The organism is Acinetobacter higginsii (assembly GCF_000369525.1).
Lineage (GTDB): Bacteria > Pseudomonadota > Gammaproteobacteria > Pseudomonadales > Moraxellaceae > Acinetobacter > Acinetobacter higginsii.
Map to the genome: position 1 here is coordinate 76,369 of NZ_KB850072.1, position 22,945 is coordinate 99,313.

A 22,945-nucleotide genomic window follows, 5' to 3' on the forward strand; every position below is an offset into this window, starting at 1 on the left:
GTGCGGAAATGACTAAAGAGCAGTTGTTTTTTAAGTTTATGATTTTATATAAATTATTTGGTTATATATTGTTTCAGCACACTTCAATATTTGTGAGTTTAGTACTACTTATCAAAAAAATTGTTTAAATTGCAGGGTGTGCAAAAGTTGACTGAGAATTAGGTTCTTTGTAAATCTCAGTCAAAATTTTAACTCTTAGAAGGTGCTTATCGATTTAAGATGACATCAGCTAATTGATGGGCAATTTCCTCAATACTATTTACAGAAGTATTTAAGGCGACTTTATCAGCTAAATTCGGACTATAATCTAAAACATCATTTTTAGTAATTCTGTGCCAAATCGGTAGAATCATTTTGTGACCATTCATTTCACGGGCTACTAAGCCATCAAGTTCATAGTTGGTCCAGTCTTTTTTTATAAAGTCAGTTGAAAGAACAACGGTACCGTATTTAGAGTTTCGGAGACCACTATCAATTTTACGACGCAAACTATCCCCAACTTTTAACGTGAATTCGTCGTACCAAACTTTTACTCCAAGTTGCTGTAATGTCTCTGCAAGTGGTCTGACAAAATCTTCTTTATCTTCTGAAGCGTGTGAAATAAACAAATCATATTCTGGTTCAATCTCAGGTATTGTATTGTTGTAAGATGGTATTGAAACATCAGTAATGTATTGGGTAGAAGCCTTAATAGCATCAATTTCACGTTTCAGTTTCTTTTGATGTTCAATTTCGTCTTTCTGATGTTTTTTAGTCAGAGCCTCTAATTTTTTTCTTTCCAGTATTTCTTCTTTTATAAGGTTCTGTTTTTCTTTCAGTAGCTTATTGTCAATATCAGTTTTCTTTTTTTGTAATTCTGAAAGTTTCGATTGTATACGAGCATTTTCTTGTTCTTTTCTATTAATTTCAGATAGCTTTAATTTGAGGGTGCTAGGACTAGTTGTTTTACCTATAGAATTTTGAATTTGTAAAATTTTGGAAGTGCTATCCGCTGCCTTTTTCTGTTCTAAGCTCATTCGATGAGTAATATCAGCTAACTCTTTGTTTAGTCTAGTTATGGTGCTGCTAATAGTTTGTATCGACATGTTCTCTCTACTATAAATATTTTAAAAGATAAGATTATTATTTGAGCTTATTAAATACAAGTCTTACGTATTGCATCATTCTTTAAGGTAAACAACAATATCCAGCCCAATCAGCCATCAGACCTTTCCGTTTTTCAAGATATGCCCCACGTAGATAAGCAGCTTCAACCTCATCTGGTAATTTATGTGCAAGTACCTCACAGACTTCACGAGGGTAATCAGTTTTATCAGCTGACCAGTCGCGAAATGTTGAACTTAAACTGTGTCTAGTGTTTGCAGGACTTTGTTTAGGCTCAATATAGCCTAGATGAACTTATACTGTACTTTATGGCCAAATGATCTTAGAACAAGTTAAGAGGCAAGTGATGAGTTTTTAATGTACAATCATCAAGTCAATTCATAAAAATAATTTTGATGGATTAAATGCCAAAATTATAAGTTGAATTTTTTGTAGTAAAAATAGTAGTAAAAAATTAAATTTAAAATATTTTATATATATTTATCAGTAAACTACCATTCTAATGTGACTGCCACCGCTTCCGCCAAATACGAAAAAGCCCTTATGAAAATAAGGGCTTTTTTATTTCTCTGTATTTTAGATTAACAGCTTCGTTGCAATTGCCCACATCATCAGTCCAACAACAACATCTAGAATTCTCCATGAACTGGCCTTTTTAAACCAAGGCAATAAAACTCTTGCGCCATAGCCTAAAGCGAAAAAGAAGATCCATGAAGAAAGTATGGTTCCTGCTGCAAACAAATATAGATGATCTGCAAACTGAACTGAAATCGAACCAACCAGAATCACGGTGTCTAGATAGACATGTGGATTCAGCCAGGTGAAGGCCAAGCACATTCCAATGATTTTAAGCAATGAGTCTTTTTCAATTTCACTGGGGTTGAGTGATGAGCTATTGTTGATGGCTGAGTAAAAATTTCGAAGTCCATATAAAAATAAAAAAGCAGCACCAAAGTATTTGGCAATGGTAACGATCAAAGGGAAGTCAATCACGATTTTTGAAAAGCCCATGACCCCTAAATAAATCAAGATAGAATCCGAAAGTGCACAGATCAAACAGACCCAAAAAACATGCTGTTGCTTTAAGCCTTGTTTTAGAACAAAAGCATTTTGCGCGCCAATGGCTAAAATTAAAGAAAAGCCAATACCAAGCCCATAGAAAAATGCAGTCATATTTTGGTTCCTCGATCATATAGGGTGGTCTGTGCTGGTTTTGGCTGGAAAACAACGTGCATATGCTTAGGCAAAGGCCGTTCGTCTAACGCTTAGATCAAGTGTTAGATGCTTTTTTCCATTAAAAATTTACTGTTTGCTATTATCTTTTTTTATTTATAAAAGTCAGTAAAATTAAGATTGTTTTGGTTTAGCTAAATTTTTTTAAGTTTTAATTTTAGACACTAGACAAGGTAAAGCACTTTTTGCTGCCATTAAAAATGGGCTTTTTGAATAGACTGCTCCGATGCATTGAGAATAAAAACCAATGGGTTGTACCTTAGATTTTAGCGATAGCTTTATTTATCTGAGATGGATATGACTGAATAAGTGCTTAGAGGTCGAGTGATGTAACAAAGCTGCTTAATCTTGTTGTCCGAAATACCCCCCTTATTTTTCAAATATTGCCCTTATTTTCAGAATCGTTTTAGATCAAAATTAAAAACAATCGACACAGGAAGTGCTCGAGGAAATATCCAGATAAATATTTAAAAATAATGCAGTGAGTCAGGCATGGACCTCAATCATAATATTCATAATGAAAACAATCTGATGCTCAGCAAAACACGAAAAGTGATTGCACTTGGTTTTGCCACACAAGGCCTTGGCTACGCGACCGTGATGACGGCACTCCCCACAATAAAAGGTCGATTCAGACTTTCAGATGATCAATTATCGCTGATTATTCTAGGGGTATGCATCGCAGCGGCACTCGGTTCAATTTTAGCTGATCGTATCGCAGTCAAGCTTGGCTCACGACTTGCTGTAGTGACTGGCTTTATTTTTGAAGCACTAGGAATAGCAATTGCTGCATTTAGTCCAAATTTGATCCTCATGATTGCGAGTTTTTTGCTTTATGGACTTGGATTAGGCTGTTTAGATGCAGCACTGAATATGCAAGCAGTTATCATGGAACAACGGCTTGGTAAAAGTGTATTTGGTGGTTTCTTTGCATGTTATACCGCGGCTGCATTTTTAGGGGCATTGATTATGTCAGCCACGGTTTCAACAGCACTTGGAGCAACGACAGCATTATGCATTGCAGTAGCGATTGCCTTTATCACCTCGCAACTCTCTAGACACTGTTTATTTCAGCAAAAACAATCCTCAGACATACATCTGCAAGATAAGCCAGCGATTCCATATCAACAGCTTCTTATTTTTGGGCTGATTATTTTGATTGTGTTTACTGTCGATTCTGCAATCAGTACATGGAGTTCAATTTATCTCAAAGATGTTTTGGCAAGCTCGGCAACCATCGCTCCTTTGGGTTATGCAGCCTATCAAATTGGAATTCTACTCACACGCTTAAGTCTTGATTATTTACTGCAATTTAAAACAGCGACATGGATTGCTTTGGTCACGCTCCTGATCGGGGCATTCGGATGTGTATTGTCTGGAATCAGCCATTCATTAGTGACCGTTATTTTGGGTTTTGCATTGGCTGGTGTTGCCGTAGGTGCTTTGGTTCCACTGACCTATTCTGCTGTAGGTCGTTTGGATGAAAGCCGACGCGATGAAATTATTGCTCGTGTTAATATTTTTAATTATGGCGGCGCAGTAGCGGGTGCGGTCATCGTTGGGCTGCTGGCAACGCCTTTTGGTTATGCGCCGTCCTTTATTGGTTTGGCATTTGCCTTACTCAGTATTATCTATTTAAGAAAAAGACTGGTTTGATCTATATCAATCAGGGCAAAGCTATTTTGTACTGGTTATGATCATCTTTTTTTATTTTTAAAATTTAGTAAGATTAAGGCTGTTTGAATTTTCCTAAATTTTTCTAAGGTTCTTATGCTGGACAATAAACAATGTGAAGCCTTCTTTGCAGTTGCGGAACATGGAAGCTTCGAACAGGCAGGTGCCAAGCTCTGTATTACTGCATCAGCGGTGACATTAAGGGTGCAAGCACTTGAAAAAGAATTAGGGCAACTACTGCTGATCCGGGGTCGTCCTTGTGTTTTAACACAAGCAGGTCAGCAGATCTTTGAACACATACAGCACATCCGACGTTTAGAACAAAACTTACTTCATGGTTTGACTGGTGGAGGAGAATCACATTTTTTTAAAACTGTGATTGGTTCAAATGAAGACTCTTTAGCGACATGGTTGCTTCCTGCATTAAAGGATGTGTTACTCAAAGAAAAGATTGTGATTGAGCTGAGAACAGATGACCAATCTCATACCTATTCATTATTAGAAAAGGGGACGGTGAGTGCCTGTATTTCAATTGAAGATCAACCCATGCGTGGTTGCCGTGCGCAATATTTAGGCTTGATGCGTTATCAAATGATGGCGACAGCGCAATTTAGACGGAAATGGTTTGCAGAAGGCATTCATCGAGAAACTTTACGGGCTGCACCAGCGATTATTTTTAATGAAAAAGACCGTATGCATTTTGATGTTCTGGAAAAAAACTATGGATTGATGAAAGGGACTTATCCTTGTCATTTAATTCCATCATCAGAGTCTTTTGTGACCGCCATTAAATTGGGGTTAGGCTATGGCATGGTGCCTGAGCTGCAACTGAATATTGAAAATAAAGCAGAAGTATTGGTTGGGTTATTGCCTGATATTCGAATTGATATTCCACTGTATTGGCATCATTGGGATCAACAATCAAAGCCACTACAGCTTTTGACAGAGCATATTGTAAATCACGCTCGATTAATTTTGGCCTAAGATGAGAGAATAACAATAAAAAATTATTATATCGTGTATAGAACAAGATTTTAAATGCATGAGCTAACATTACTTCTAAAACGTTTAATTGGTGAAATGAAACCTAATAAATGTTTAGAAGTAATGTCAAAACTAAAACAAGTCTGGATATTATATTGGATGACAATGATTAGAAAATTCTAGAGCTTCCAATATATTGTTTAGAAACATGATTTAAGGCGGTTAATATACTGCTGGCATCTTTTGTGCTTAATGCTTCATTGAGTTCATGCATATAAGCGACAATTTGTGCTTTTACTTTGTCTGCGAAAACTGGCGTGACAGCTTGATCTTCATAAAGTAGGACATAGTTTTTTGCAAAACCATAAATGAGGAATAAAGCATTGTGTTCAAGCGGGTGCTCAGCAGCAACAATGGCTTGTTCACATTGATGTTTTAATTGTTGGTAGGCATCCGTTCCATTTGGAAGAGTTTGAAACGTTTCAAATATAGATTGGAAATTCATTTGAATTACTCGCTCAAAAAGAAAATCTACAGATGATTGAACTAAAAATCAAGAAAAATTTATTATTTTTGATGAGGAATTATTTATGCATTGATTTAGGTTATTTTGCTTTAAAGAATTAAATACTTTATTAGAGGTTTTAGTTTTCTCTCTGTATCAAACTTGAATATAACTGTGATATCACAGATTTATTTAATGTTTTTTACATTTCCGATACTAGTCATATACATGCTGTACAAATCAAAAAAGGCCTTAATATGGGAAAATAGTAACAATTATTTGATTTTGATCGGTTTAGGTAATGGTTGTGAAGAATATTTTACTACCCGCGATTTTGGTATTGGGTTTGGTTGGTTGTACTTCGATCACAACGATGTCTCCTGCTCAATTTAACCAACTCAGTACAACACAGATCCCATTTTCAGGAAGTTGGACAGGTGAAGCGGGTGCTGCATCAGTCGCGTTAAGTCTGAACCGTCAAGGCATTGGGATGCTGTGTATGGATGACCGTAAGGAAGTCATGTCTTATCGGGTAAAGTTGGTTGATAACACCCTATACAGTGATAAAGGGGTCAAGTTTAAAGTCAAAGCGTTGAATAACAGCGAGGCTAACATTCACATGAGTCTATTGGGATTAGGGGTTAATCTTGATCTGAATAAAGATGATTCGTTAAAGAATGCCACTGTGGGTTGTAAGCAAGCCCTAAATTAATTTTGTATTGCGATTCTAAACCTTGCCTGTGATTGCAGGCAGTTAAAATTTTCCGCAGATTAAAGAGACCGTTATGTTTTCTCCTTATATTCATGCGTTTGCATTATTTTTCTCATTGCTCAATCCCTTCCTGATGAGTGTTTACATGGTCGGGATGATCCGTAATACCGATGCAAAGGTATTTAGTAAAGCCTTGATACAGGGCAGTTTGATCGCCTTCGGGGTGTTTATTCTATTTGCCTGGGGCGGTGAGAATATTTTTAGTCGCTATTTAAATGTTCGTTTCGAATCCTTTCAAATTTTTGGTGGTCTAATTTTCTTGGTGATCGGTTATCGCTATGTTTTCCAAGGGGCTGAAACCATTGGTGAGATGCGGGGGGCGCCTGAGCATTTGGCGGGTACCATCGCGATGCCATTTATGATCGGTCCAGGCACAATTAGTGCGGCGGTAGTGACAGGGGTAAGTGTACCTTTTACTGGGGCAATAGCTGTTATTGCAATTACCTTGATTCTAACCTGTAGTATTTTGATCCTGATGAAGTTTGGTCATGACCATTTACGCTATAAACATGCAAAATATATCGATCGCTATTTTGATATTGTCGGACGTTTATCTGCTTTACTGATCGGTACGATCGCAATTGATATGATTGTAAACGGTATCATTGGGCTGATTCGTTCAGCTAATCTGAGTTGAATTGTATTAAACCCAGATTCCTACATCTCAGGTATTTTTCAAACATTCTCTTTCTTTTGAGGATGCATTGAATCAAAAATACTTGGGATGTCATTATTTTGAATTAAACAATAACAAGATCATAAAAAGAATTGATGATGTTTTATCGTTTTGCGCATATGTTTATACCCATGAATAAACGATAATAATCATGTTGTATTCTCTATGAGCTCTTCCCATGTATCAATTAGATCAAGCAAACCAAGCACCTGACGACCAGTCAGAGCTGACAATGACCGTTTTGATGACACCTGATATGGCCAACTTTTCAGGTAATGTTCATGGTGGAACGATTTTAAAGCTACTTGATCAAGTTGCTTATGCTTGTGCAAGCCGATACTCAGGCAGCTATGTTGTGACTTTATCTGTTGATCGCGTTAATTTCAAAGAACCAATTTATGTTGGTGAGCTAGTGACCTTTTTGGCCAGCGTGAATCATGTTGGGCGTACTTCGATGGAAATTGGTATTCGTGTTGAAGCGCAAAATATTCAGAAGCGTACCATCCGCCATACCAATACTTGTTATTTCACTATGGTTGCAGTGGATGAACAGCGTAAGCCAAAAGAAGTACCACAATTAAATCTAGATACAGAATGGAAGCGTTGTCGCTTTGAAGCCGCAGAGCAGCGTAAGGCGACACGTTTACAAGAAGTTCATCAGCCTTCATGCAGCATGTTTAAGAAAACCACTCAATGCTAATTTTTTAATGCAGAGCTTATTCAAAAAATAAAAGATCGAACCGCAGCATGGTTCGATCTTTTTTTACATTTGTAATGAAATAAATTTTAAATCATTATAAATGTGGGTCTAAAGGGTCTGGAGGAACCTTAAGATCTGATTAGTTTGTTGGTGCAGGTGTAGATGCAGGTGCTTCAGTTGCTGTTGCATCAGTTGCAGCTTGACCTTGAGTTTCAGGTTGCTCTTGAGTTGAAACAACAACTTTTTCTTCAGTTTGTTGTTCTACTGGTGCTGCAAATGTAGAAGCTGCAGCAAGAGTAAGTGTAGTCGCAAGAACAGTTTTGATAAATTTCATGTTTGGCATCCTTATTTCATTTAAAATAACAACCGCAATAGGAGGATTCGGTTAATCCCAATCTCTCAATTTCGGCATGAGGTCCATGCTATGTGCCAAACGTATTTGCGGCAATGTTCTTAACAATCTATTACGTCTATCTTAACAATATGAAATATTGAATCGCTTTATGTAGTTGCTATGTAAAACATCATGAAGAAATTAAGGATTAAAATGTATGTAAATATGTTTTTATGGTTAAAAAATAATCTATTGTTTTACGTGTTTTAAACACTAGTCTTCATTTTCTAAAAATTTATTAATTGAATAAACCATTTATATCTTATTTTTAAATAAGATTTTTAGATTTAATATGTGATGAATATCTCTTTATTTTTATTTAATGGCTTTTAAGTCTAATTATAGAGGGAGATCATTCTTTATTTTATTTCATCAATTTTTCGCTTTAGAATGAAATAAATTTTCAATGCGAGTCGATCGTGAAGGTTATTGCTCCCAAAACAGTTCCCACTCATATTATTTCTGGCTTTTTAGGGGCAGGTAAGACCACATTATTGCAGCATTTACTCACTCAAAAGCCTGAGCATGAAGTTTGGGCGATTCTGATGAATGAGTTTGGGCAAATTGGGGTTGACCAACAACTGATAACCCAGCAACAAGGCTATGCGGTGAAAGAGTTGTTGGGGGGGTGCCTGTGTTGTAGCAGTCAATTACCGATGCAGATTGCACTTTCTCGCTTACTCAGTGAAAGCAAACCTGATCGATTGTTTATTGAACCAACGGGCTTAGGGCATCCAGCACAATTATTGGAGCAATTGACTGAACCGCATTGGCAAACGAGCTTGGCAATGCGAGCTTTGGTGATAGTTGTAGATGGGAGTCGTCTACATGATCAGGATTGGGTCAAACAGAATTTATATAGCGATCAATTAAAAGCGGCTCAAATTGTGGTGTTGTCGCATATCGACTGTATGACGGCAGCAGATCATCAAGCCTATGCGGCTTTAAAACAAGAATATGAAACCTATGTCCAGTATTGGATTGAAGCCGAAAATGGGCAGGTGGTTATGCAACAATTGGATATTCAGCAGCAACCTGTACAACGTAAGATCCAACCCTTATTAAGATTGCAGCAAACACAAGCTATTGAACAGACGCCAGAAATAAAGCAACTCCCTTATCATTATGTTGAAACGGCTCAGGGTTATACGGTCGCAGGTTGGAAATTGCCGAAACGCTGGCAATTTAATTTTCATGATTTATTAGATGTGTTGTGTGCGCAACAAGACTGGGTACGAATTAAAGGAATTTTTAATACCGATCTAGGTTGGAAAAGTTTTAATTTTAATCCGCAGCAGTTTAACTATAAGTCGGCCGAGGAGAGCATTGATAATCGAATTGAGGTGATTTGTCAGTCAACACGTGACTGGTTGGCTTTTGAAACAGAATTATTGCAGTGCCGTATCGATCCGATTGTTGATCAACTTGATCAAATCGCACATGCTTCTCGGTAAAATAGAGTATGCTTAGCGCCAAATTTGAGAACACTGTATTTAAGAGTTTAGTTTATGGCGTTAAAAGCAACGATATATAAGGCAGACCTCAATATTGCCAATATGGATGAGCATATCTATGCCGATTATCAGCTCACACTTGCTCAGCATCCTTCTGAAACCATTGAGCGTTTAATGGTTCGTATTCTGGCTTATGCACGGTTTGCCGATGAACGTCTAGAGTTCACCAAAGACTTATTTGAAACAGATGAGCCAGCGTTATGGCAAAAAGACCTGACCGGACTGCTAGAGCAATGGATCGAAGTGGGCTGCCCATCTGAAGATAAAGTGAAAAAGGCCAGTGCACGTTGTAAGAGTGTTGCAGTTGTGACTTATGGTTCTCAGTCAGACGATTGGTGGCAGAAAAACACCAAGATTAAAACTTTGAGCAATGTGCAAGTGTGGCAATTGGCCCCACAAACTACGCAGGCACTTGAGAGCTTATGCGAACGTACCATGCAATTGCAGTTGAATATTATGGATGGCGAATGGACTTTGTTAAGTGACAAAGGTCAAGTCGACATTCAGTGGCAACAATTGCAATAATTTTAGTTTGAGTGATGTGGAGAGATAGAAATGAGCGCAGAATTAGAAATCATTGACTTGAAAGTAGGTGAAGGCAAAGAAGCGGTTCGTGGTGCTTTAATCACGACTCATTATACTGGTTGGTTGGAAGATGGAACCAAGTTTGACTCGTCTTTAGATCGTGGCAACTACTTTGAAACCGTGATTGGTACCGGTCGTGTGATTAAAGGTTGGGATCAGGGCATTATGGGCATGCGTGTGGGTGGAAAGCGTAAGCTGATTGTGCCTGCACATTTGGCCTATGGCTCACGTAAAATGGGCAAGATCATTCCAGCCAATGCCAATCTGACTTTTGAAATTGAACTGTTCGACGTAAAAACACGCGACGAATAACCAGTTTTGATTGAGTAAATCGAAGCGGTTTGGTTTATTTTTAGACTAAATCGCTTTAAAATCATAAAGATAAAATAATATTGATAATTGTATAATAAGATTTTGATTTTAAAAACATTTCTTTCATCTGAATTTTATTACAGCCCAAGAAAAATATATTGATTCTGTATACAGTCCTGTATATCTTTGAGTTAAAAGAGCAATTTTTCTATGGCCCTTATTGTTAAAGCATCAATCTGTATTTTCAGGGTGTGAAATGTTGTGCTTCAGGTGACTCTAAGTTGATGGGGGTAAGTCAGCTATAGTTCATCGATGATAAAAAATGTCGCAAAAAGTAATGATAAGAATTTGAGTGAGTAGAGGTCGATATGAATGATTATTTGGATATCACTGCATCAGAACTATTAAGAGAGTTAGATCATTTTTTTCTGATTGATACCCATGATGGCGCCCAGACTGGTTTTTGGGTCAATGAAAAAGCGCTGACGGACAAACACTACTGGATGGATGGTGATTATAAGGTTGAAATCCTCAGATCTTTACAGCCTTCGCATCAGTATGCGCCACATGACTATAAAATCACGCGTTTGGCAGTCGGCGAAAATGATAGCAATGTGGTGTTATTGGACTATGATGGGGTGCATAAAAAAATTCAGACTTTCCGCCGTGGTGAATGGGTGAACCGTCTGAATAAATATTTTTATCAAAAAGAGCGCCACTATTTACAGCAACTTGCAGATCATCCTAACTTTCAATTAATACAATATTAATCTCGTATAAGGATGCTTAAATGCCCCTAATTCAAATCTTGAAATAGGGGTTAGTGTGCTTACCAAAAAATATTGAATTAAAATGTGATTGATTTCATAAAAAATACATTTAAGTTTATTTTCAGCTTTTAAAATTATAAATAGAATCCGTACTTCCAGCTGACCATCAAAAACATCTTATTTGTCCATAAAATTGTAAGATGATGCAGGCATGATCTGCGATCAGCGAATTTCTAATCTTGAGACGATATCTCTATGACAACACGTTTAGTGTCCCCAACTTTAAAAACTGTTTTAGGTCTTGTGTTTGGGGTGGTTGCCTGCACCACAACTTTTGCGGCAAATCCAAAAATTGATGCAACCACATTGACGGTCATTGGGTATCATGAAATCACAGAACGTAAAGATGCCTTGATTCCAAGTTATGCTGTGACAGCCAAACAATTTGGTGAACATATTGATTGGCTAAAAAAGAATGGCTATCACTTTATTAATGTCGACCAACTGATCAAAGCACATCAAGGTAAGTATAAATTACCAACGAAACCTATTTTGCTGACGGTGGATGATGGCTATCAGTCGTTTTATCAAAATGCCTATCCGATTATTCGCGCAAAAAAAATTCCAGTGGTGTTGGCTGTCGTCGGATCTTGGTTAGAACCTAAAGCAGACCAGAAAGTTGATTTTGGTGGTGAGCTGATTGAGCGCAATAAAATCTTGAGTTGGGATGAGTTGAAGGAAATGCAGAACAGTGGTTTGGTTGAAATCGCCAGCCACAGTTACCATTTACATCAAGGCATTAATGGCAATCCGCAGGGCAATCTGGAACCTGCTGCGATTACGCGTATTTATGACCCTAAAACTAAGAGCTATGAAAGTGATGCAGCTTATCAAGCCCGTGTTTATCAAGATTTAAAAAAGAACAATGAGCTATTAAAATCACATGGTTTACGTTCACCGCGTGTAATGGTCTGGCCGTATGGTCGCTATAATATGCAATTGGTACAAACCTCCAAACAGTTGGGGATGCCGATTACCATTACCTTGGATGATGGGGCAGATCATGCCAAGCAATCACTTCAAAATATGAGTCGTATTTTGATTCAGGGCAATATGTCGACCAGTGCTTTGGCACAAGAGATTAAGAACCGTGAATTGAATTTGAATGATAACAATCGACCGCAAAAAATTATGCATGTCGATTTAGATTACATTTATGACCCAGATACCAAGCAGCAAGAACGTAATCTCGATCATCTGATTGACCGTATTAATGGCATGGGCGTAAATACGGTGTATTTACAGGCCTTTTCTGATCCAGATGCCAACGGTTCTGCCGATATGGTGTATTTCCCAAATCGTCATATTCCAATGCGTGCAGATTTGTTCAATCGTGTGGCTTGGCAAATCCAAACCCGTACGCCTGTACAGCGTTTATATGCCTGGATGCCACTCTTGGCGTGGGAACTGCCTAAGACTGATCCAGTGTCGAAAGATTTAGTGGAAACCCAACAAGCCAAAGCAGGCGAACATTTGAATATGGGCTATATTCGTCTCAGTCCATTTTCACCACAAGCGCGCCAAACCATTAAAGAAATTTATCAGGATTTAGCAAAATCGACGCCGTTTGATGGGCTGTTGTTCCATGATGACGTGACTTTGTCAGATTATGAAGATGCCAGTCCTGATGCGTTGGCGGCGTATGCCAAACAAGGCTTACCAACTGACCTTGCTAAAATTCGTGATAACGATGCCGACTTGCAAAAATGGACGGCTTATAAAACCAATTATTTAGATGATTTTGCAATGGAGTTGGCAGGAGAGGTTCGTCAGTATCAACCATTCCTAGTGACTGCTCGTAATCTTTATGCGCAGGTGGCTTTAAATGCTTATGCAGAAAACTGGTATGCACAATCTTTAGAGCAATCACTGAATCGTTATGATTTTACTGCGATTATGGCAATGCCTTATATGGAGCAATCGGACAATCCAACTAAGTTCTATTCAGATATCATGAATCGCGTGAAGCAGTATCCAAACGGTATTAAAAAGACCGTGATGGAGTTACAGGCGGTAAACTGGCGCAATGACCAAAAAGTGCCGTCTGAAGAAATGGCTGCGACGATTAAGTCCTTATATGAACAAGGTGCAATGCATGTGGCCTATTATCCAGATGATCCGATCAAAGGACATCCAGATGTTGAAACAATGCGTAAGGCTTTTGGTCTAAAATCATCTCAATTAGTGCCATAGTCGAGTAATGTAGATGAGTTGGATTGCTTTATTGTGGTCATATGCCATTAAGTTTGTTTTTTACTATCCATTATTTATGTCGTATTTATGGATGGTGGGGGCACTCATTTTCTATTGGAGAGAGCGTCAAGATCCTCCCTATCAGCAACCTGCGGCTTTAGCTGAATATCCTAAAGTTGCGGTCTTAGTGCCGTGCTTTAATGAAGGGGACAATGCTGAAGAAACCATTAGTCATGCACTTAAGCTGGATTACCCTAACTTTGAAGTGATTGCGATTAATGATGGTAGTTCTGACAATACCGGTGAAGTGCTAGATCGATTGGCGACACAGTATGAAAAATTACGTGTGGTACATCTGGCACAGAACCAAGGCAAGGCAATGGGGCTACAAGCGGGTAGCTTGATGACCGATGCAGAATTTCTGATCGGGATTGATGGTGATGCTCTGCTTGATCCGCATGCGGCCAAATGGATGATGCGTCATTTCTTGGAAGATCCAACTGTGGCAGCGGTAACTGGTAATCCGCGTATTCGGACACGTTCAACCTTGCTTGGGCGCATTCAGGTTGGTGAGTTCTCTTCGATTGTTGGTATGATCAAGCGTGCACAACGAACCTTTGGTCGTTTATTTACCGTATCGGGCGTGATTACCGCTTTTCGTAAAAGTGCAGTACATCAAGTTGATTATTGGTCACCGAACATGTTGACTGAAGACATCGACATCACTTGGAAATTACAACGCGCAGGTTGGGATGTACGTTTTGAGCCAAATGCCTTGGTGTGGATCTTGATGCCAGAAACCTTAAATGGTTTATGGAAGCAGCGTCTACGTTGGGCCATGGGTGGCGCACAGGTCTTGGTTAAAAATATTGATGTGTTTTTAAAGCCTAAACTTAATTTTTTATGGCCGTTGATGTTTGAACTGTGTTTGACACTTGTTTGGTCATATTTGATGCTTATTATGGCGATCATCTGGTTATTGCATTTTATCTTTGCAATTCCAGCACTGGCGGTGGTGAGCTCGCCATTTTTACCTTACGGTAGTGGAATTTTATTGGGGGCGACCTGTTTAATTCAGTTTGCTTTAAGCAAATGGATGGATAGTCGTTATGAACCAAACCTTGGGAAAAATTATTATTGGATGATTTGGTACCCGTTTGTGTTTTGGTTGATCACAATTACTGCTACAATCGTCGCCTTTCCAAAGGTACTGTTGCGTAATGATGAGAAGCGTGCCCGTTGGATTAGCCCAGATCGTGGAATTCGTTGAATCCTAAAAGATTCATTTTGCTGAGTAAAAAGCAATGAAAGCAGACAGCTTGATTATTGATGTACGTCGCCAACTCCCATGGCATAAACGCTACTTCTCGACTACTACCACCGCAATGATGTGGGCAGGGTGGTTATTGTTATGGCGTCCATTTATTTTGGTATGGGTGTTGGTTGAATTACAAAAGACCCATATCGCACAGCGTTTAATGTCCGCATTTGGTAATGGTATTGAGCATGGTGTAACGGCATTGTTTATGTGCGCGGTTGCATTATTGCTTTGGAGTTTGTTACCTGCAAAACGTGTGCATAAAAAGCATGCTATTGAAAAGACCTTACCTGATTATGCGCGTTATTTCGAATTGCCTGAGCAAGAAATTCAGATTGGACGTCAGCAGAAGGTGAGTATCGTCCATCATGATGAGAATGGTAAGATTGTTCGCGTAGAATAAGACTTATTGTTCTAAATTAAGAATATCAAATGCCTTAATTAAAAAATTAAGGCATTTTTTATGATCAGATCATAAATTTCAGACATAAAAAAACCAGCTTATGCTGGATTTTTATTTGCACCATCTTTCATTAGTTGGAAGATGGTGCCCGAGGCCAGACTCGAACTGGCACGCTTTGTGGGCGGGGGATTTTAAATCCCCTGTGTCTACCGATTTCACCACTCGGGCATGTGCGCAATAATAGAGGACACTTTAAAACTTGGCAAGAGCAAAACTTGCTATTTGCTTTCTTTTCAATCAATTCATGTGCTTATCTGATGAAAATTAAGCACTGTCATATAACTTTCATGATTCTTTCATCAAACTGAGATCAAAGCTTCATTTAAGCCGATTAATTTAAATCATTTATTTATAGTGATAAAAGTTAAGGTAGCTATCCAAATGACAGCAAAAATTTCTCGACGGGAACTTATTCAAAAAAGTCTATTCGGTTTCGGGGCGTTGTCTTTATCTGCGGGTTTTACAGGATGTAATGACAGTTCAGATCAAGAGACAGCAACATTACAAGTGAATTTTGAACATGGGGTTGCCAGTGGTGATCCTTTACAGGATCGCGTGATCTTGTGGACACGCTTGACGCCAAATGAGAGTAGTGCGCGTCTGCAAGTGACGTGGGAAATTGCTTTAGATCAGCAATTCAAACAAATCATTAAAACCGATAAAGTCACCACAACGGCTTCACAAGATTTTACTGTGAAGGTAGATGCAACAGGTTTAAAACCAGATCAAAGCTATTTCTACCGTTTTATCTTCGGGGATAAAGTTTCACCTGTGGGTCAAACCAAGACTTTGCCAAGCAGTGCGACAAAAGTCAGTTTTGCAGTATGTTCATGTTCAAACTATCCAGCAGGTTATTTCTATGTATATCGTGAAATGGCCAAGCAAAATGTCGATGTGGTGATCCATTTAGGTGACTATATTTATGAATATGGCGCGGATGGTTATGCAGCAGAAGATGCAGCTAAATTAGGTCGTACGCTTGCTGCAGACAATAATAAAGAAATTATTAAGTTGGATGATTATCGCAAGCGTTATGCGTTGTATCGTAAAGATAAAGACTTGCAGGCCTTGCACCATCGTCATCCATTTATTGTGATTTGGGACGACCATGAGTTAGCTAATGATGCATGGCGAGAAGGGGCTGAAAATCACCAGCCGAATGAAGGTCCATTCCTTGATCGTAAATTGGCAGCTCTACAGGCCTATTTTGAATGGATGCCAATTCGCCCTGTCGATGATCAACACACCAAGATTTATCGCCAGTTCGATTTTGGTAATCTGGTTCAATTGACGATGTTGGATACGCGTATTATTGCGCGTGATGAACAGTTGGATTATGCCAACTATATGACAGCGAATGGTTTGGATATTGCAAAATTCCAAGCAGATTTGACCAATCCAGCACGTACTCTAATGGGCTATACCCAACGTGATTGGCTGATTGGAAAACTGCAACAGTCGACCGCAAACTGGAATGTACTTGGTCAGCAAATTCTGATGACTAAGATGTTGGTTCCTGCTGAGTTACTGCTTGCTTTAGCTGAAATTACCGCAGGGAATCCGAGTGCAGATACTTTAAATAAGATGAATGTACAAATTACCGAGTTGGTGACTTTAAAAATTCGCTTGCAGAAAGGTGATCCTAGTTTAACAGCACAAGAAAAAGCGCGTGTTCTGACGGTTGCACCTTATAACTTAGATGCATGGGATGGTTATTTTGCTGAGCGTGAGATTGTGTATGCTGCCTTGGCGCAATTAAAGAAAAAAGTCGTGGTACTGGCAGGGGATACGCATAACGCTTGGTCGTCAAACTTATACAGTAAAGATGGTGCATTCGTTGGGGTGGAGTTAGCAACCAGTTCTGTATCTTCACCGGGCTTAGAAAAATATTTAAATATTCCATTGGCACAACTGCAACAGTTTGAATTTGCATTCACAACCTTGATTGATGAGTTGAATTACTGCAATTTAAATCAAAGAGGCTATTTGATTGTTCAATTTGATGCTGCACAAGTGCAATCACAATGGATTTATGTCGATTCGATCAAAAAGCCTGAATATGTGATTGATAAAACCCGTGGTTATCAATTGAGCTTGGATAAAAACTTATTGCCTGTGAAAACAGGGCAGCAAGTGGCTTAAGTTTCAAACGTGGGGGAAGCCAAGTCAATGAACTTGGCTTTTTTATGATCTGTCCTTAAATTTTAGACATAAAAAAACCAGCTTACGCTGGATTTTTATTTGCACCATATTTCATTAGCTGAAAGATGGTGCCCGAGGCCAGACTCGAACTGGCACGCTTTGTGGGCGGGGGATTTTAAATCCCCTGTGTCTACCGATTTCACCACTCGGGCTTTACCAATGGAGGCGGAGGTCGGAATCGAACCGGCGTACACGGAGTTGCAGTCCGCTGCATGACCACTCTGCCACCCCGCCATCTCTTGGTGATGCACATATTAGCAATCTTTAAAAAAAAAACAATAGTGTTTATTGCGAATATGCACATAAAAACAACATCTAAAAGAATATTGCTCAAATTATCATGTATTATTTACGCAATTGATTCATACCCACTTTGGAGATGCGCTGTGGCATTGGTTTTAGACGGTCGTGCATTAGCAAAACAAATTGAAACGGATTTGTTGGTACGTGTAGAAGCATTAAAAGCAAAATCGGGGCGTACCCCAATCTTGGCAACTATTTTAGTTGGTGATGATGGTGCATCTGCAACTTATGTGCGTATGAAAGGGAATGCTTGCCGTCGTGTTGGCATGGACTCATTGAAAGTTGAGCTTCCAAAAGAAACCACAACTGAACAATTATTGGCTGAAATTGAAAAATTAAATGCCAATCCAGATGTACATGGCATCTTGTTGCAACATCCAGTGCCTGAACAAATTGATGAAAGAGCATGTTTCGATGCGATTTCATTGGCAAAAGATGTGGATGGCGTGACGTGTTTAGGTTTTGGTCGTATGGCAATGGGTGAGGCTGCATATGGTTCAGCAACTCCAGCTGGCATCATGACCATTTTGCAAGAAAACAAAATTGAAATCGCAGGTAAACATGCGGTTGTTGTGGGCCGTTCTGCTATTTTGGGTAAACCAATGGCGATGATGTTATTACAAGCCAATGCAACTGTGACGATTTGCCATTCACGCACTCAAAACTTGCCAGAATTGGTTAAACAAGCAGATATTATTGTCGGTGCAGTCGGTAAAGCTGAATTGATTCAAAAAGACTGGATCAAACAGGGTGCCGTTGTAGTTGATGCAGGTTTCCATCCACGTGATGGTGGTGGTGTTGGTGATATCCAATTGGTTGGTATCGAAGAAATTGCGTCTGCTTATACCCCAGTTCCAGGCGGTGTGGGGCCGATGACGATCACGACTTTGATTCGTCAAACTGTAGAAGCTGCTGAAAAAGCATTAGCGTAAAGATTATTGATAACCCCTCGCGAAGAGGGGTTTTTTTAGAATTAAACAAATATGAGTTGTACTTTTCAATTTGCCAAAGCGCCTGAACATTTGTTGCTGGCTTTGCATCAGGTGATTCCCAATACTGATTTGTTGGCACAACAATTACCTGAAACGCCGATTTCACTCTGGTTAATTCCTCCGGTATTTCCGACCGACCGTTTAGATGATGAAGTGATTCGACGGATTTGGAATGAAACGCCGTACTGGATTTTTTGTTGGGCCTCTGGTCTGGCAATGGCACAATGGCTGTTGGCAGAGCCACATCATGTTAAAGATAAGGTGGTACTGGACTTTGGTGCAGGTTCAGGTGTGGTTGCGATTGCGGCAAAAATGGCTGGTGCTAAACGTGTGATTTGTTGTGATATTGATCCCGTGAGTCTGGCATCATGTCGTGAAAATGCGTTGCTGAATGATGTTGAGCTTGAGTATCTGGACGATTTGTATCAGTCCGAACAAGTCGATGTGCTACTGGCAGCAGATGTGCTATACGACCAATCCAATCGTTTCTTTTTGGATGAGTTCTTAAAGTTCGCACCTGAAGTCTGGGTTGCCGATAGTCGAGTCAAAAACTTTAGTCATCCTCAATATCTAAAAATTGACGAACGTAGTGCAAGTACTTGGCCAGATTTGGATGAAGCCAAAGAGTTTAGAAACGTCAGTTTTTATCGTACCAAATAAATATTCCTTGTTAAAAAAGAACAATAGTGTTGAGGTTATCAAATCTCAACACAATCGCCTCACCACGCATGCTAAAACATTGAAATGAAATAAACAGATGGCCTTTGGGCTGTTATATAGCAGAATGTTTAAAAAAGGAACGTGTATGAGTATTCAGCAGATTGATGATGGGAAACATGGTGCATTTAAGCTGTTCGAAGGTGGGGTGCTTGCGGGTGAGATGGCATACACTTGGGCAGGAGATAGCATGCTCATTATTGACCATACCGATGTAAGTGATCAATTTCGTGGGCAGGGTGTAGGACATAAGTTGTTAAAGGAGTTGATCGCCTTTGTACGTGAACGTCAGGTGAAAGTCATTCCTTTATGCCCATTTGCAAAATCGGTGTTTGATAAAGATCTTTCGATTCATGACGTATTGAAAGGGTAGGTTGAGTTGGATGTATTCTCAATGATGGAATACATCCATTTTTATTGATCAAGTCATAAAATTAAGAACATGTATAGCGAACCACTTTGAGTGTGCTTGGACGTGTTTCAAGTGCCTGACGGGTTGCATAGCCTTCGCTATTATTCAAATCTGGCGAATTAGATAAGCCAAATGTTGCGCGGCTATTACCAATTTTTACGCCATATTGCTCTTGTTGGGTTGGATTAACGATTTCATTGACACTCAATACTGCAAGTTTATAGGTTTTGTCTGCACCTAAAATTTGCTTGCAGGCATGTTGTAATTTTTTCTCATCTAGATCGCTATTGCTACGTGCCGCGAGGGTATAGGCAACAGTCGCAGAAGTGGCAGTTTTATTTTCAATTTGATAACCCGTTGTGCCATTGTATTGATGTGGACTACTTTGACAGGCTGCAAGAACAAGAGCACCGCTCATAATTAACAATAAATTGGTTTTTTTCATATCAATGATCCTGTTATTTCTGGTTTTAGTATCGCATAAAATAAGTTTTTTATTGTGAGGAATCTTTAAAACACAGGCTATTCATCGTTTTTTAGCTTCAAATATAAAGAAAGAATTTTCGTTTTCGAACAATTTTGCATATAATCTGCCAAGTTTTTTATTTAATACAGAAGTCATTGCTTTTTTGTAGTATTTGAGCCCGTTTTTTAACGGGCATTTAATTTATTGCACTATACATAAGCAAGTCTGGATAGGTATGTCATGATCTCTACAGATAGTCAAAAGAAATACGTGGTTGCATTTGACCAAGGTACAACCAGTTCACGTGCGATCGTATTGGATCACGATGCGAATGTCATCAGTATTGCTCAGCGTGAATTTACGCAAATTTACCCACAACCAGGTTGGGTTGAGCATGATCCAATGGAAATCTGGGCAACGCAAAGTGCGGTATGGGTTGAAGCTTTAGCGCAAGCAAGTATTTCTAGCGAGCAAATTGCAGCGATTGGGATCACCAATCAGCGTGAAACCACTGTCATTTGGGATAAGCAGACCGGCAAACCTATTTACAATGCAATTGTATGGCAAAGCCGTCAAAGCAATGAAATTTGTAATCAACTGCGTCAAGATGGTTGGCAGGATTACGTTCATAAAGTGACTGGTTTGGTCCTTGATCCGTATTTCTCTGCGACTAAAATTAAGTGGATTCTCGATCGTGTTGAAGGCAGTCGTGAACGTGCAGAACGTGGCGAGCTTTTATTTGGTACCATCGATACATGGTTGCTGTGGAAATTGACCAATGGCCAAGTGCATGTGACTGACTATACCAATGCATCTCGCACCATGTTATTCAACATCGAAACGCTTGAATGGGACGATAAACTGCTTGAAGCGTTAAATATTCCTAAAGCGATGTTGCCCGAAGTTCGTGGTTCTTCTGAAGTCTACGGTTATACACATACCATTAGTGGGCAAGAGATTGGAATTCCAATTGCAGGTATTGCTGGTGATCAGCAGGCTGCGCTATTTGGACAAATGTGTGTTGAAGCGGGTCAGGCAAAAAATACTTATGGTACAGGTTGCTTCTTGCTCATGAATACGGGCAAACGCATTGTACAATCTAATCATGGTTTATTAACGACAATTGCATGTGGGCCGCGTGGTGAAGTGAACTATGCACTGGAAGGTGCGGTGTTCAATGGTGGTTCATGTGTGCAATGGTTGCGTGACGAACTTAAGGCGATCAATGATTCGCATGATTCCGAATACTATGCAACCAAAGTAAAAGACAGCAACGGGGTCTATGTGGTGCCCGCATTTACAGGTTTAGGTGCGCCATATTGGGATCCAACAGCACGTGGTGCAATCTTGGGGATTACCCGCGGTGTAAGTATCGAACATATTATTCGTGCCACATTGGAATCGATTGCCTACCAAACCCGTGATGTATTGGATGCCATGCAGCAAGATTCAGGTGAGAAATTGCGTACCTTGCGTGTCGATGGTGGTGTAACTGCCAATAATTTCTTGATGCAGTTCCAAGCCGATATCATGGGCACTTCAGTTGAACGTCCTGCAATGAAAGAAACAACGGGTATGGGTGCAGCATTCTTGGCTGGTTTGGCTGTCGGTTTCTGGTCGGATTTAAACGAATTGAAGAGTAGAATGACCATCGAAAATACCTTTGTGCCAGAGTGCAGTCAGGATGTGACTGAAAAACTCTATAAAGGTTGGTTAAAAGCTGTCGGACGCACTCGTGATTGGGCGGAAGATTAAGCTAAAATAGACCGTTTAGTATGACTTAAAACAACACAGGATGGATGAGCATGAGCTTGATACTACGCCAACAAAAAACCCTCGAACTAGTGAGAGAGCGTGGCTATATCAGTATTGAAGAACTTGCTCAACATTTTGATGTCACCCCGCAAACCATCCGTCGTGATATTAATCAATTGGCGGATGAGGGCTTGCTGAGACGTTATCACGGTGGTGCAGCGCATGATTCAAGTGTGGAAAACACTGAATATACGATGCGTGTCGGCTATATGTTGGAAGAAAAGAGACTGATTGCAGCCGCAGTTGCTGCAGCCGTTCCAGATCATGCTTCTTTGTTTATTAATATTGGGACTACAACTGAAGCAATCGCGCATGCGTTATTGAACCATACTGGTTTGCGGATTATTACCAATAACCTCAATGTTGCCAAAATTCTGAGTACCAAAGAAGACTTTGAGGTGTTGATTGCCAGTGGGCGTGTGCGTCCAGATGGTGGCGTGATTGGTCAGGCGACTGCGGATTTCTTTAAGCAGTTTAAGGCAGACTATGCACTGGTAGGCATCAGTGGTATCGAAGAAGACGGGACTTTACTGGATTTTGACTTCCAAGAAGTGTGCGTATCTCAAGAGATTGTTTCGAGTGCCCGACAAGTGTTTCTTGCTGCGGATAGCAGTAAGTTTGGTCGTAATGCGATGATCCGTTTAGGTTCACTTAAGCAAGTTGATTGTATTTTTACCGATCAACAGCCGAATGATGAGTTTATGAAAACCATTCGAGATTTAGATGTTGGCTTGATCGTTGCCCAGTAAATCTTCATTTTCGAAAAATTGTTACTTTTCTT

The 22,945-nt window shown here is 39.6% G+C and carries 23 protein-coding genes, 3 tRNA genes and 1 pseudogene; 18 read left to right on the top strand and 9 right to left on the bottom strand.

From position 1 onward, the window contains the following. Positions 1-206: 206 nt before the first annotated feature. The 3 genes and pseudogenes from F902_RS06365 to F902_RS06370 all read right to left on the bottom strand — a co-directional run bounded on the left by F902_RS06365 (position 207) and on the right by F902_RS06370 (position 2,277). Positions 207-1,085, bottom strand: coding sequence for a toll/interleukin-1 receptor domain-containing protein (locus tag F902_RS06365; RefSeq protein ID WP_005202047.1), 879 nt, complete (start codon positions 1,083-1,085; stop codon positions 207-209). An 82-nt stretch (positions 1,086-1,167) separates the two neighbouring features. Next, positions 1,168-1,392 (bottom strand): annotated as a pseudogene (locus F902_RS22855) (integrase); the annotation flags it as partial. A gap of 288 nt (positions 1,393-1,680) precedes the next feature. Then, positions 1,681-2,277 carry a LysE/ArgO family amino acid transporter gene (locus F902_RS06370; RefSeq protein WP_004801520.1) on the bottom strand — a complete coding sequence of 199 codons (597 nt, stop codon included), beginning with the start codon at positions 2,275-2,277 and terminating at the stop codon, positions 1,681-1,683. A 552-nt stretch (positions 2,278-2,829) separates the two neighbouring features. Here F902_RS06370 and F902_RS06375 point away from each other — a divergent pair. Both F902_RS06375 and F902_RS06380 read left to right on the top strand, forming a co-directional pair. Further along, positions 2,830-3,993 (top strand): MFS transporter, encoded by a 1,164-nt coding sequence (locus F902_RS06375; RefSeq protein ID WP_005202050.1) that lies wholly within the window; start codon positions 2,830-2,832, stop codon positions 3,991-3,993. Positions 3,994-4,107: 114 nt separating this feature from the next. Continuing rightward, positions 4,108-4,995, top strand: coding sequence for an ArgP/LysG family DNA-binding transcriptional regulator (locus tag F902_RS06380; RefSeq protein ID WP_005202052.1), 888 nt, complete (start codon positions 4,108-4,110; stop codon positions 4,993-4,995). A gap of 169 nt (positions 4,996-5,164) precedes the next feature. Here F902_RS06380 and F902_RS06385 read toward each other — a convergent pair whose 3' ends face one another. Further along, on the bottom strand, positions 5,165-5,500 hold the full coding sequence (locus F902_RS06385) for a hypothetical protein (RefSeq protein ID WP_005202054.1): 336 nt from the start codon (positions 5,498-5,500) through the stop codon (positions 5,165-5,167). A gap of 301 nt (positions 5,501-5,801) precedes the next feature. On the opposite strand from F902_RS06385, the gene F902_RS06390 reads away from it, so the two are divergent. From F902_RS06390 to F902_RS06400, 3 genes are all read left to right on the top strand, one after another. Next, a complete protein-coding gene (locus F902_RS06390) occupies positions 5,802-6,212 on the top strand; it encodes a J517_1871 family lipoprotein (protein ID WP_005202055.1) in 411 nt (136 codons plus the stop codon). 73 nt (positions 6,213-6,285) lie between these two features. Beyond that, a complete protein-coding gene (locus F902_RS06395) occupies positions 6,286-6,909 on the top strand; it encodes a MarC family protein (protein ID WP_004801510.1) in 624 nt (207 codons plus the stop codon). A gap of 217 nt (positions 6,910-7,126) precedes the next feature. Continuing rightward, entirely contained in the window at positions 7,127-7,648 is a 522-nt protein-coding gene (locus tag F902_RS06400) for an acyl-CoA thioesterase (protein WP_004801507.1), read from the top strand. A gap of 139 nt (positions 7,649-7,787) precedes the next feature. Here the strand turns inward: F902_RS06400 and F902_RS06405 are convergent, their stop codons facing one another. Then, the gene (locus tag F902_RS06405) at positions 7,788-7,982 is read right to left on the bottom strand and encodes a hypothetical protein (RefSeq protein ID WP_004801506.1); all 195 of its coding nucleotides are present in this window, start codon (positions 7,980-7,982) and stop codon (positions 7,788-7,790) included. A 479-nt stretch (positions 7,983-8,461) separates the two neighbouring features. Between F902_RS06405 and F902_RS06410 the strand changes: the two genes are divergently transcribed. The 7 genes from F902_RS06410 to pgaD all read left to right on the top strand — a co-directional run bounded on the left by F902_RS06410 (position 8,462) and on the right by pgaD (position 15,197). Further along, the gene (locus F902_RS06410; protein ID WP_005202057.1) at positions 8,462-9,496 is read left to right on the top strand and encodes a CobW family GTP-binding protein; all 1,035 of its coding nucleotides are present in this window, start codon (positions 8,462-8,464) and stop codon (positions 9,494-9,496) included. Positions 9,497-9,550: 54 nt separating this feature from the next. Next, positions 9,551-10,081, top strand: a complete 531-nt coding sequence (locus F902_RS06415; RefSeq protein ID WP_005202060.1) for a YaeQ family protein — start codon at positions 9,551-9,553, stop codon at positions 10,079-10,081. A gap of 30 nt (positions 10,082-10,111) precedes the next feature. After that, a complete protein-coding gene (locus F902_RS06420; RefSeq protein ID WP_004652009.1) occupies positions 10,112-10,453 on the top strand; it encodes an FKBP-type peptidyl-prolyl cis-trans isomerase in 342 nt (113 codons plus the stop codon). 368 nt (positions 10,454-10,821) lie between these two features. Next, positions 10,822-11,223 carry a hypothetical protein gene (locus F902_RS06425; protein WP_004801498.1) on the top strand — a complete coding sequence of 134 codons (402 nt, stop codon included), beginning with the start codon at positions 10,822-10,824 and terminating at the stop codon, positions 11,221-11,223. A gap of 255 nt (positions 11,224-11,478) precedes the next feature. After that, on the top strand, positions 11,479-13,476 hold the full coding sequence (pgaB, locus tag F902_RS06430; protein WP_005202062.1) for a poly-beta-1,6-N-acetyl-D-glucosamine N-deacetylase PgaB: 1,998 nt from the start codon (positions 11,479-11,481) through the stop codon (positions 13,474-13,476). 13 nt (positions 13,477-13,489) lie between these two features. Then, positions 13,490-14,746, top strand: a complete 1,257-nt coding sequence (pgaC, locus tag F902_RS06435; protein ID WP_004801493.1) for a poly-beta-1,6-N-acetyl-D-glucosamine synthase — start codon at positions 13,490-13,492, stop codon at positions 14,744-14,746. Positions 14,747-14,780: 34 nt separating this feature from the next. Beyond that, on the top strand, positions 14,781-15,197 hold the full coding sequence (gene pgaD / locus F902_RS06440; RefSeq protein WP_005202064.1) for a poly-beta-1,6-N-acetyl-D-glucosamine biosynthesis protein PgaD: 417 nt from the start codon (positions 14,781-14,783) through the stop codon (positions 15,195-15,197). A gap of 142 nt (positions 15,198-15,339) precedes the next feature. On the opposite strand, the gene F902_RS06445 is transcribed toward pgaD, so the two are convergent. Continuing rightward, a tRNA-Leu gene (locus F902_RS06445) sits at positions 15,340-15,425 on the bottom strand. 213 nt (positions 15,426-15,638) lie between these two features. On the opposite strand from F902_RS06445, the gene F902_RS06450 reads away from it, so the two are divergent. After that, positions 15,639-17,399, top strand: coding sequence for an alkaline phosphatase D family protein (locus tag F902_RS06450; protein ID WP_005202066.1), 1,761 nt, complete (start codon positions 15,639-15,641; stop codon positions 17,397-17,399). A gap of 126 nt (positions 17,400-17,525) precedes the next feature. On the opposite strand, the gene F902_RS06455 is transcribed toward F902_RS06450, so the two are convergent. Together F902_RS06455 and F902_RS06460 are read right to left on the bottom strand one after the other, a co-directional pair. Beyond that, positions 17,526-17,611: transfer RNA gene (locus F902_RS06455), tRNA-Leu, on the bottom strand. Between the two features lie 8 nt (positions 17,612-17,619). Beyond that, positions 17,620-17,693: transfer RNA gene (locus F902_RS06460), tRNA-Cys, on the bottom strand. Positions 17,694-17,845: 152 nt separating this feature from the next. Between F902_RS06460 and folD the strand changes: the two genes are divergently transcribed. The 3 genes from folD to F902_RS06475 all read left to right on the top strand — a co-directional run bounded on the left by folD (position 17,846) and on the right by F902_RS06475 (position 19,844). Next, positions 17,846-18,694, top strand: a complete 849-nt coding sequence (gene folD, locus F902_RS06465; RefSeq protein ID WP_004652016.1) for a bifunctional methylenetetrahydrofolate dehydrogenase/methenyltetrahydrofolate cyclohydrolase FolD — start codon at positions 17,846-17,848, stop codon at positions 18,692-18,694. 51 nt (positions 18,695-18,745) lie between these two features. Next, complete coding sequence (locus F902_RS06470; RefSeq protein WP_005202071.1) at positions 18,746-19,414, top strand: class I SAM-dependent methyltransferase; 669 nt, start codon at positions 18,746-18,748, stop codon at positions 19,412-19,414. 145 nt (positions 19,415-19,559) lie between these two features. Continuing rightward, a complete protein-coding gene (locus F902_RS06475; RefSeq protein ID WP_005202073.1) occupies positions 19,560-19,844 on the top strand; it encodes a GNAT family N-acetyltransferase in 285 nt (94 codons plus the stop codon). Between the two features lie 61 nt (positions 19,845-19,905). Here F902_RS06475 and F902_RS06480 read toward each other — a convergent pair whose 3' ends face one another. Next, on the bottom strand, positions 19,906-20,328 hold the full coding sequence (locus F902_RS06480) for a hypothetical protein (protein ID WP_004801483.1): 423 nt from the start codon (positions 20,326-20,328) through the stop codon (positions 19,906-19,908). 261 nt (positions 20,329-20,589) lie between these two features. Here F902_RS06480 and glpK point away from each other — a divergent pair, with 261 nt between their 5' ends. Both glpK and F902_RS06490 read left to right on the top strand, forming a co-directional pair. Next, entirely contained in the window at positions 20,590-22,104 is a 1,515-nt protein-coding gene (gene glpK / locus F902_RS06485) for a glycerol kinase GlpK (protein ID WP_005202079.1), read from the top strand. A 50-nt stretch (positions 22,105-22,154) separates the two neighbouring features. Then, on the top strand, positions 22,155-22,913 hold the full coding sequence (locus F902_RS06490; RefSeq protein ID WP_005202080.1) for a DeoR family transcriptional regulator: 759 nt from the start codon (positions 22,155-22,157) through the stop codon (positions 22,911-22,913). Positions 22,914-22,945 lie beyond the last annotated feature (32 nt).

Excerpts from the sequence above, each read along its gene's own strand:
- F902_RS06365 (WP_005202047.1), bottom strand. The coding sequence starts at position 1,085 with ATGTCGATACAAACTATTAGCAGCACCATAACTAGACTAAACAAAGAG.
- F902_RS06370 (WP_004801520.1), bottom strand. The coding sequence starts at position 2,277 with ATGACTGCATTTTTCTATGGGCTTGGTATTGGCTTTTCTTTAATTTTA.
- F902_RS06375 (WP_005202050.1), top strand. The coding sequence starts at position 2,830 with ATGGACCTCAATCATAATATTCATAATGAAAACAATCTGATGCTCAGC.
- F902_RS06380 (WP_005202052.1), top strand. The coding sequence starts at position 4,108 with ATGCTGGACAATAAACAATGTGAAGCCTTCTTTGCAGTTGCGGAACAT.
- F902_RS06385 (WP_005202054.1), bottom strand. The coding sequence starts at position 5,500 with ATGAATTTCCAATCTATATTTGAAACGTTTCAAACTCTTCCAAATGGA.
- F902_RS06390 (WP_005202055.1), top strand. The coding sequence starts at position 5,802 with ATGGTTGTGAAGAATATTTTACTACCCGCGATTTTGGTATTGGGTTTG.
- F902_RS06395 (WP_004801510.1), top strand. The coding sequence starts at position 6,286 with ATGTTTTCTCCTTATATTCATGCGTTTGCATTATTTTTCTCATTGCTC.
- F902_RS06400 (WP_004801507.1), top strand. The coding sequence starts at position 7,127 with ATGTATCAATTAGATCAAGCAAACCAAGCACCTGACGACCAGTCAGAG.
- F902_RS06405 (WP_004801506.1), bottom strand. The coding sequence starts at position 7,982 with ATGAAATTTATCAAAACTGTTCTTGCGACTACACTTACTCTTGCTGCA.
- F902_RS06415 (WP_005202060.1), top strand. The coding sequence starts at position 9,551 with ATGGCGTTAAAAGCAACGATATATAAGGCAGACCTCAATATTGCCAAT.
- F902_RS06420 (WP_004652009.1), top strand. The coding sequence starts at position 10,112 with ATGAGCGCAGAATTAGAAATCATTGACTTGAAAGTAGGTGAAGGCAAA.
- F902_RS06425 (WP_004801498.1), top strand. The coding sequence starts at position 10,822 with ATGAATGATTATTTGGATATCACTGCATCAGAACTATTAAGAGAGTTA.
- pgaB (WP_005202062.1), top strand. The coding sequence starts at position 11,479 with ATGACAACACGTTTAGTGTCCCCAACTTTAAAAACTGTTTTAGGTCTT.
- pgaC (WP_004801493.1), top strand. The coding sequence starts at position 13,490 with ATGAGTTGGATTGCTTTATTGTGGTCATATGCCATTAAGTTTGTTTTT.
- pgaD (WP_005202064.1), top strand. The coding sequence starts at position 14,781 with ATGAAAGCAGACAGCTTGATTATTGATGTACGTCGCCAACTCCCATGG.
- F902_RS06450 (WP_005202066.1), top strand. The coding sequence starts at position 15,639 with ATGACAGCAAAAATTTCTCGACGGGAACTTATTCAAAAAAGTCTATTC.
- F902_RS06470 (WP_005202071.1), top strand. The coding sequence starts at position 18,746 with ATGAGTTGTACTTTTCAATTTGCCAAAGCGCCTGAACATTTGTTGCTG.
- F902_RS06475 (WP_005202073.1), top strand. The coding sequence starts at position 19,560 with ATGAGTATTCAGCAGATTGATGATGGGAAACATGGTGCATTTAAGCTG.
- F902_RS06480 (WP_004801483.1), bottom strand. The coding sequence starts at position 20,328 with ATGAAAAAAACCAATTTATTGTTAATTATGAGCGGTGCTCTTGTTCTT.
- glpK (WP_005202079.1), top strand. The coding sequence starts at position 20,590 with ATGATCTCTACAGATAGTCAAAAGAAATACGTGGTTGCATTTGACCAA.
- F902_RS06490 (WP_005202080.1), top strand. The coding sequence starts at position 22,155 with ATGAGCTTGATACTACGCCAACAAAAAACCCTCGAACTAGTGAGAGAG.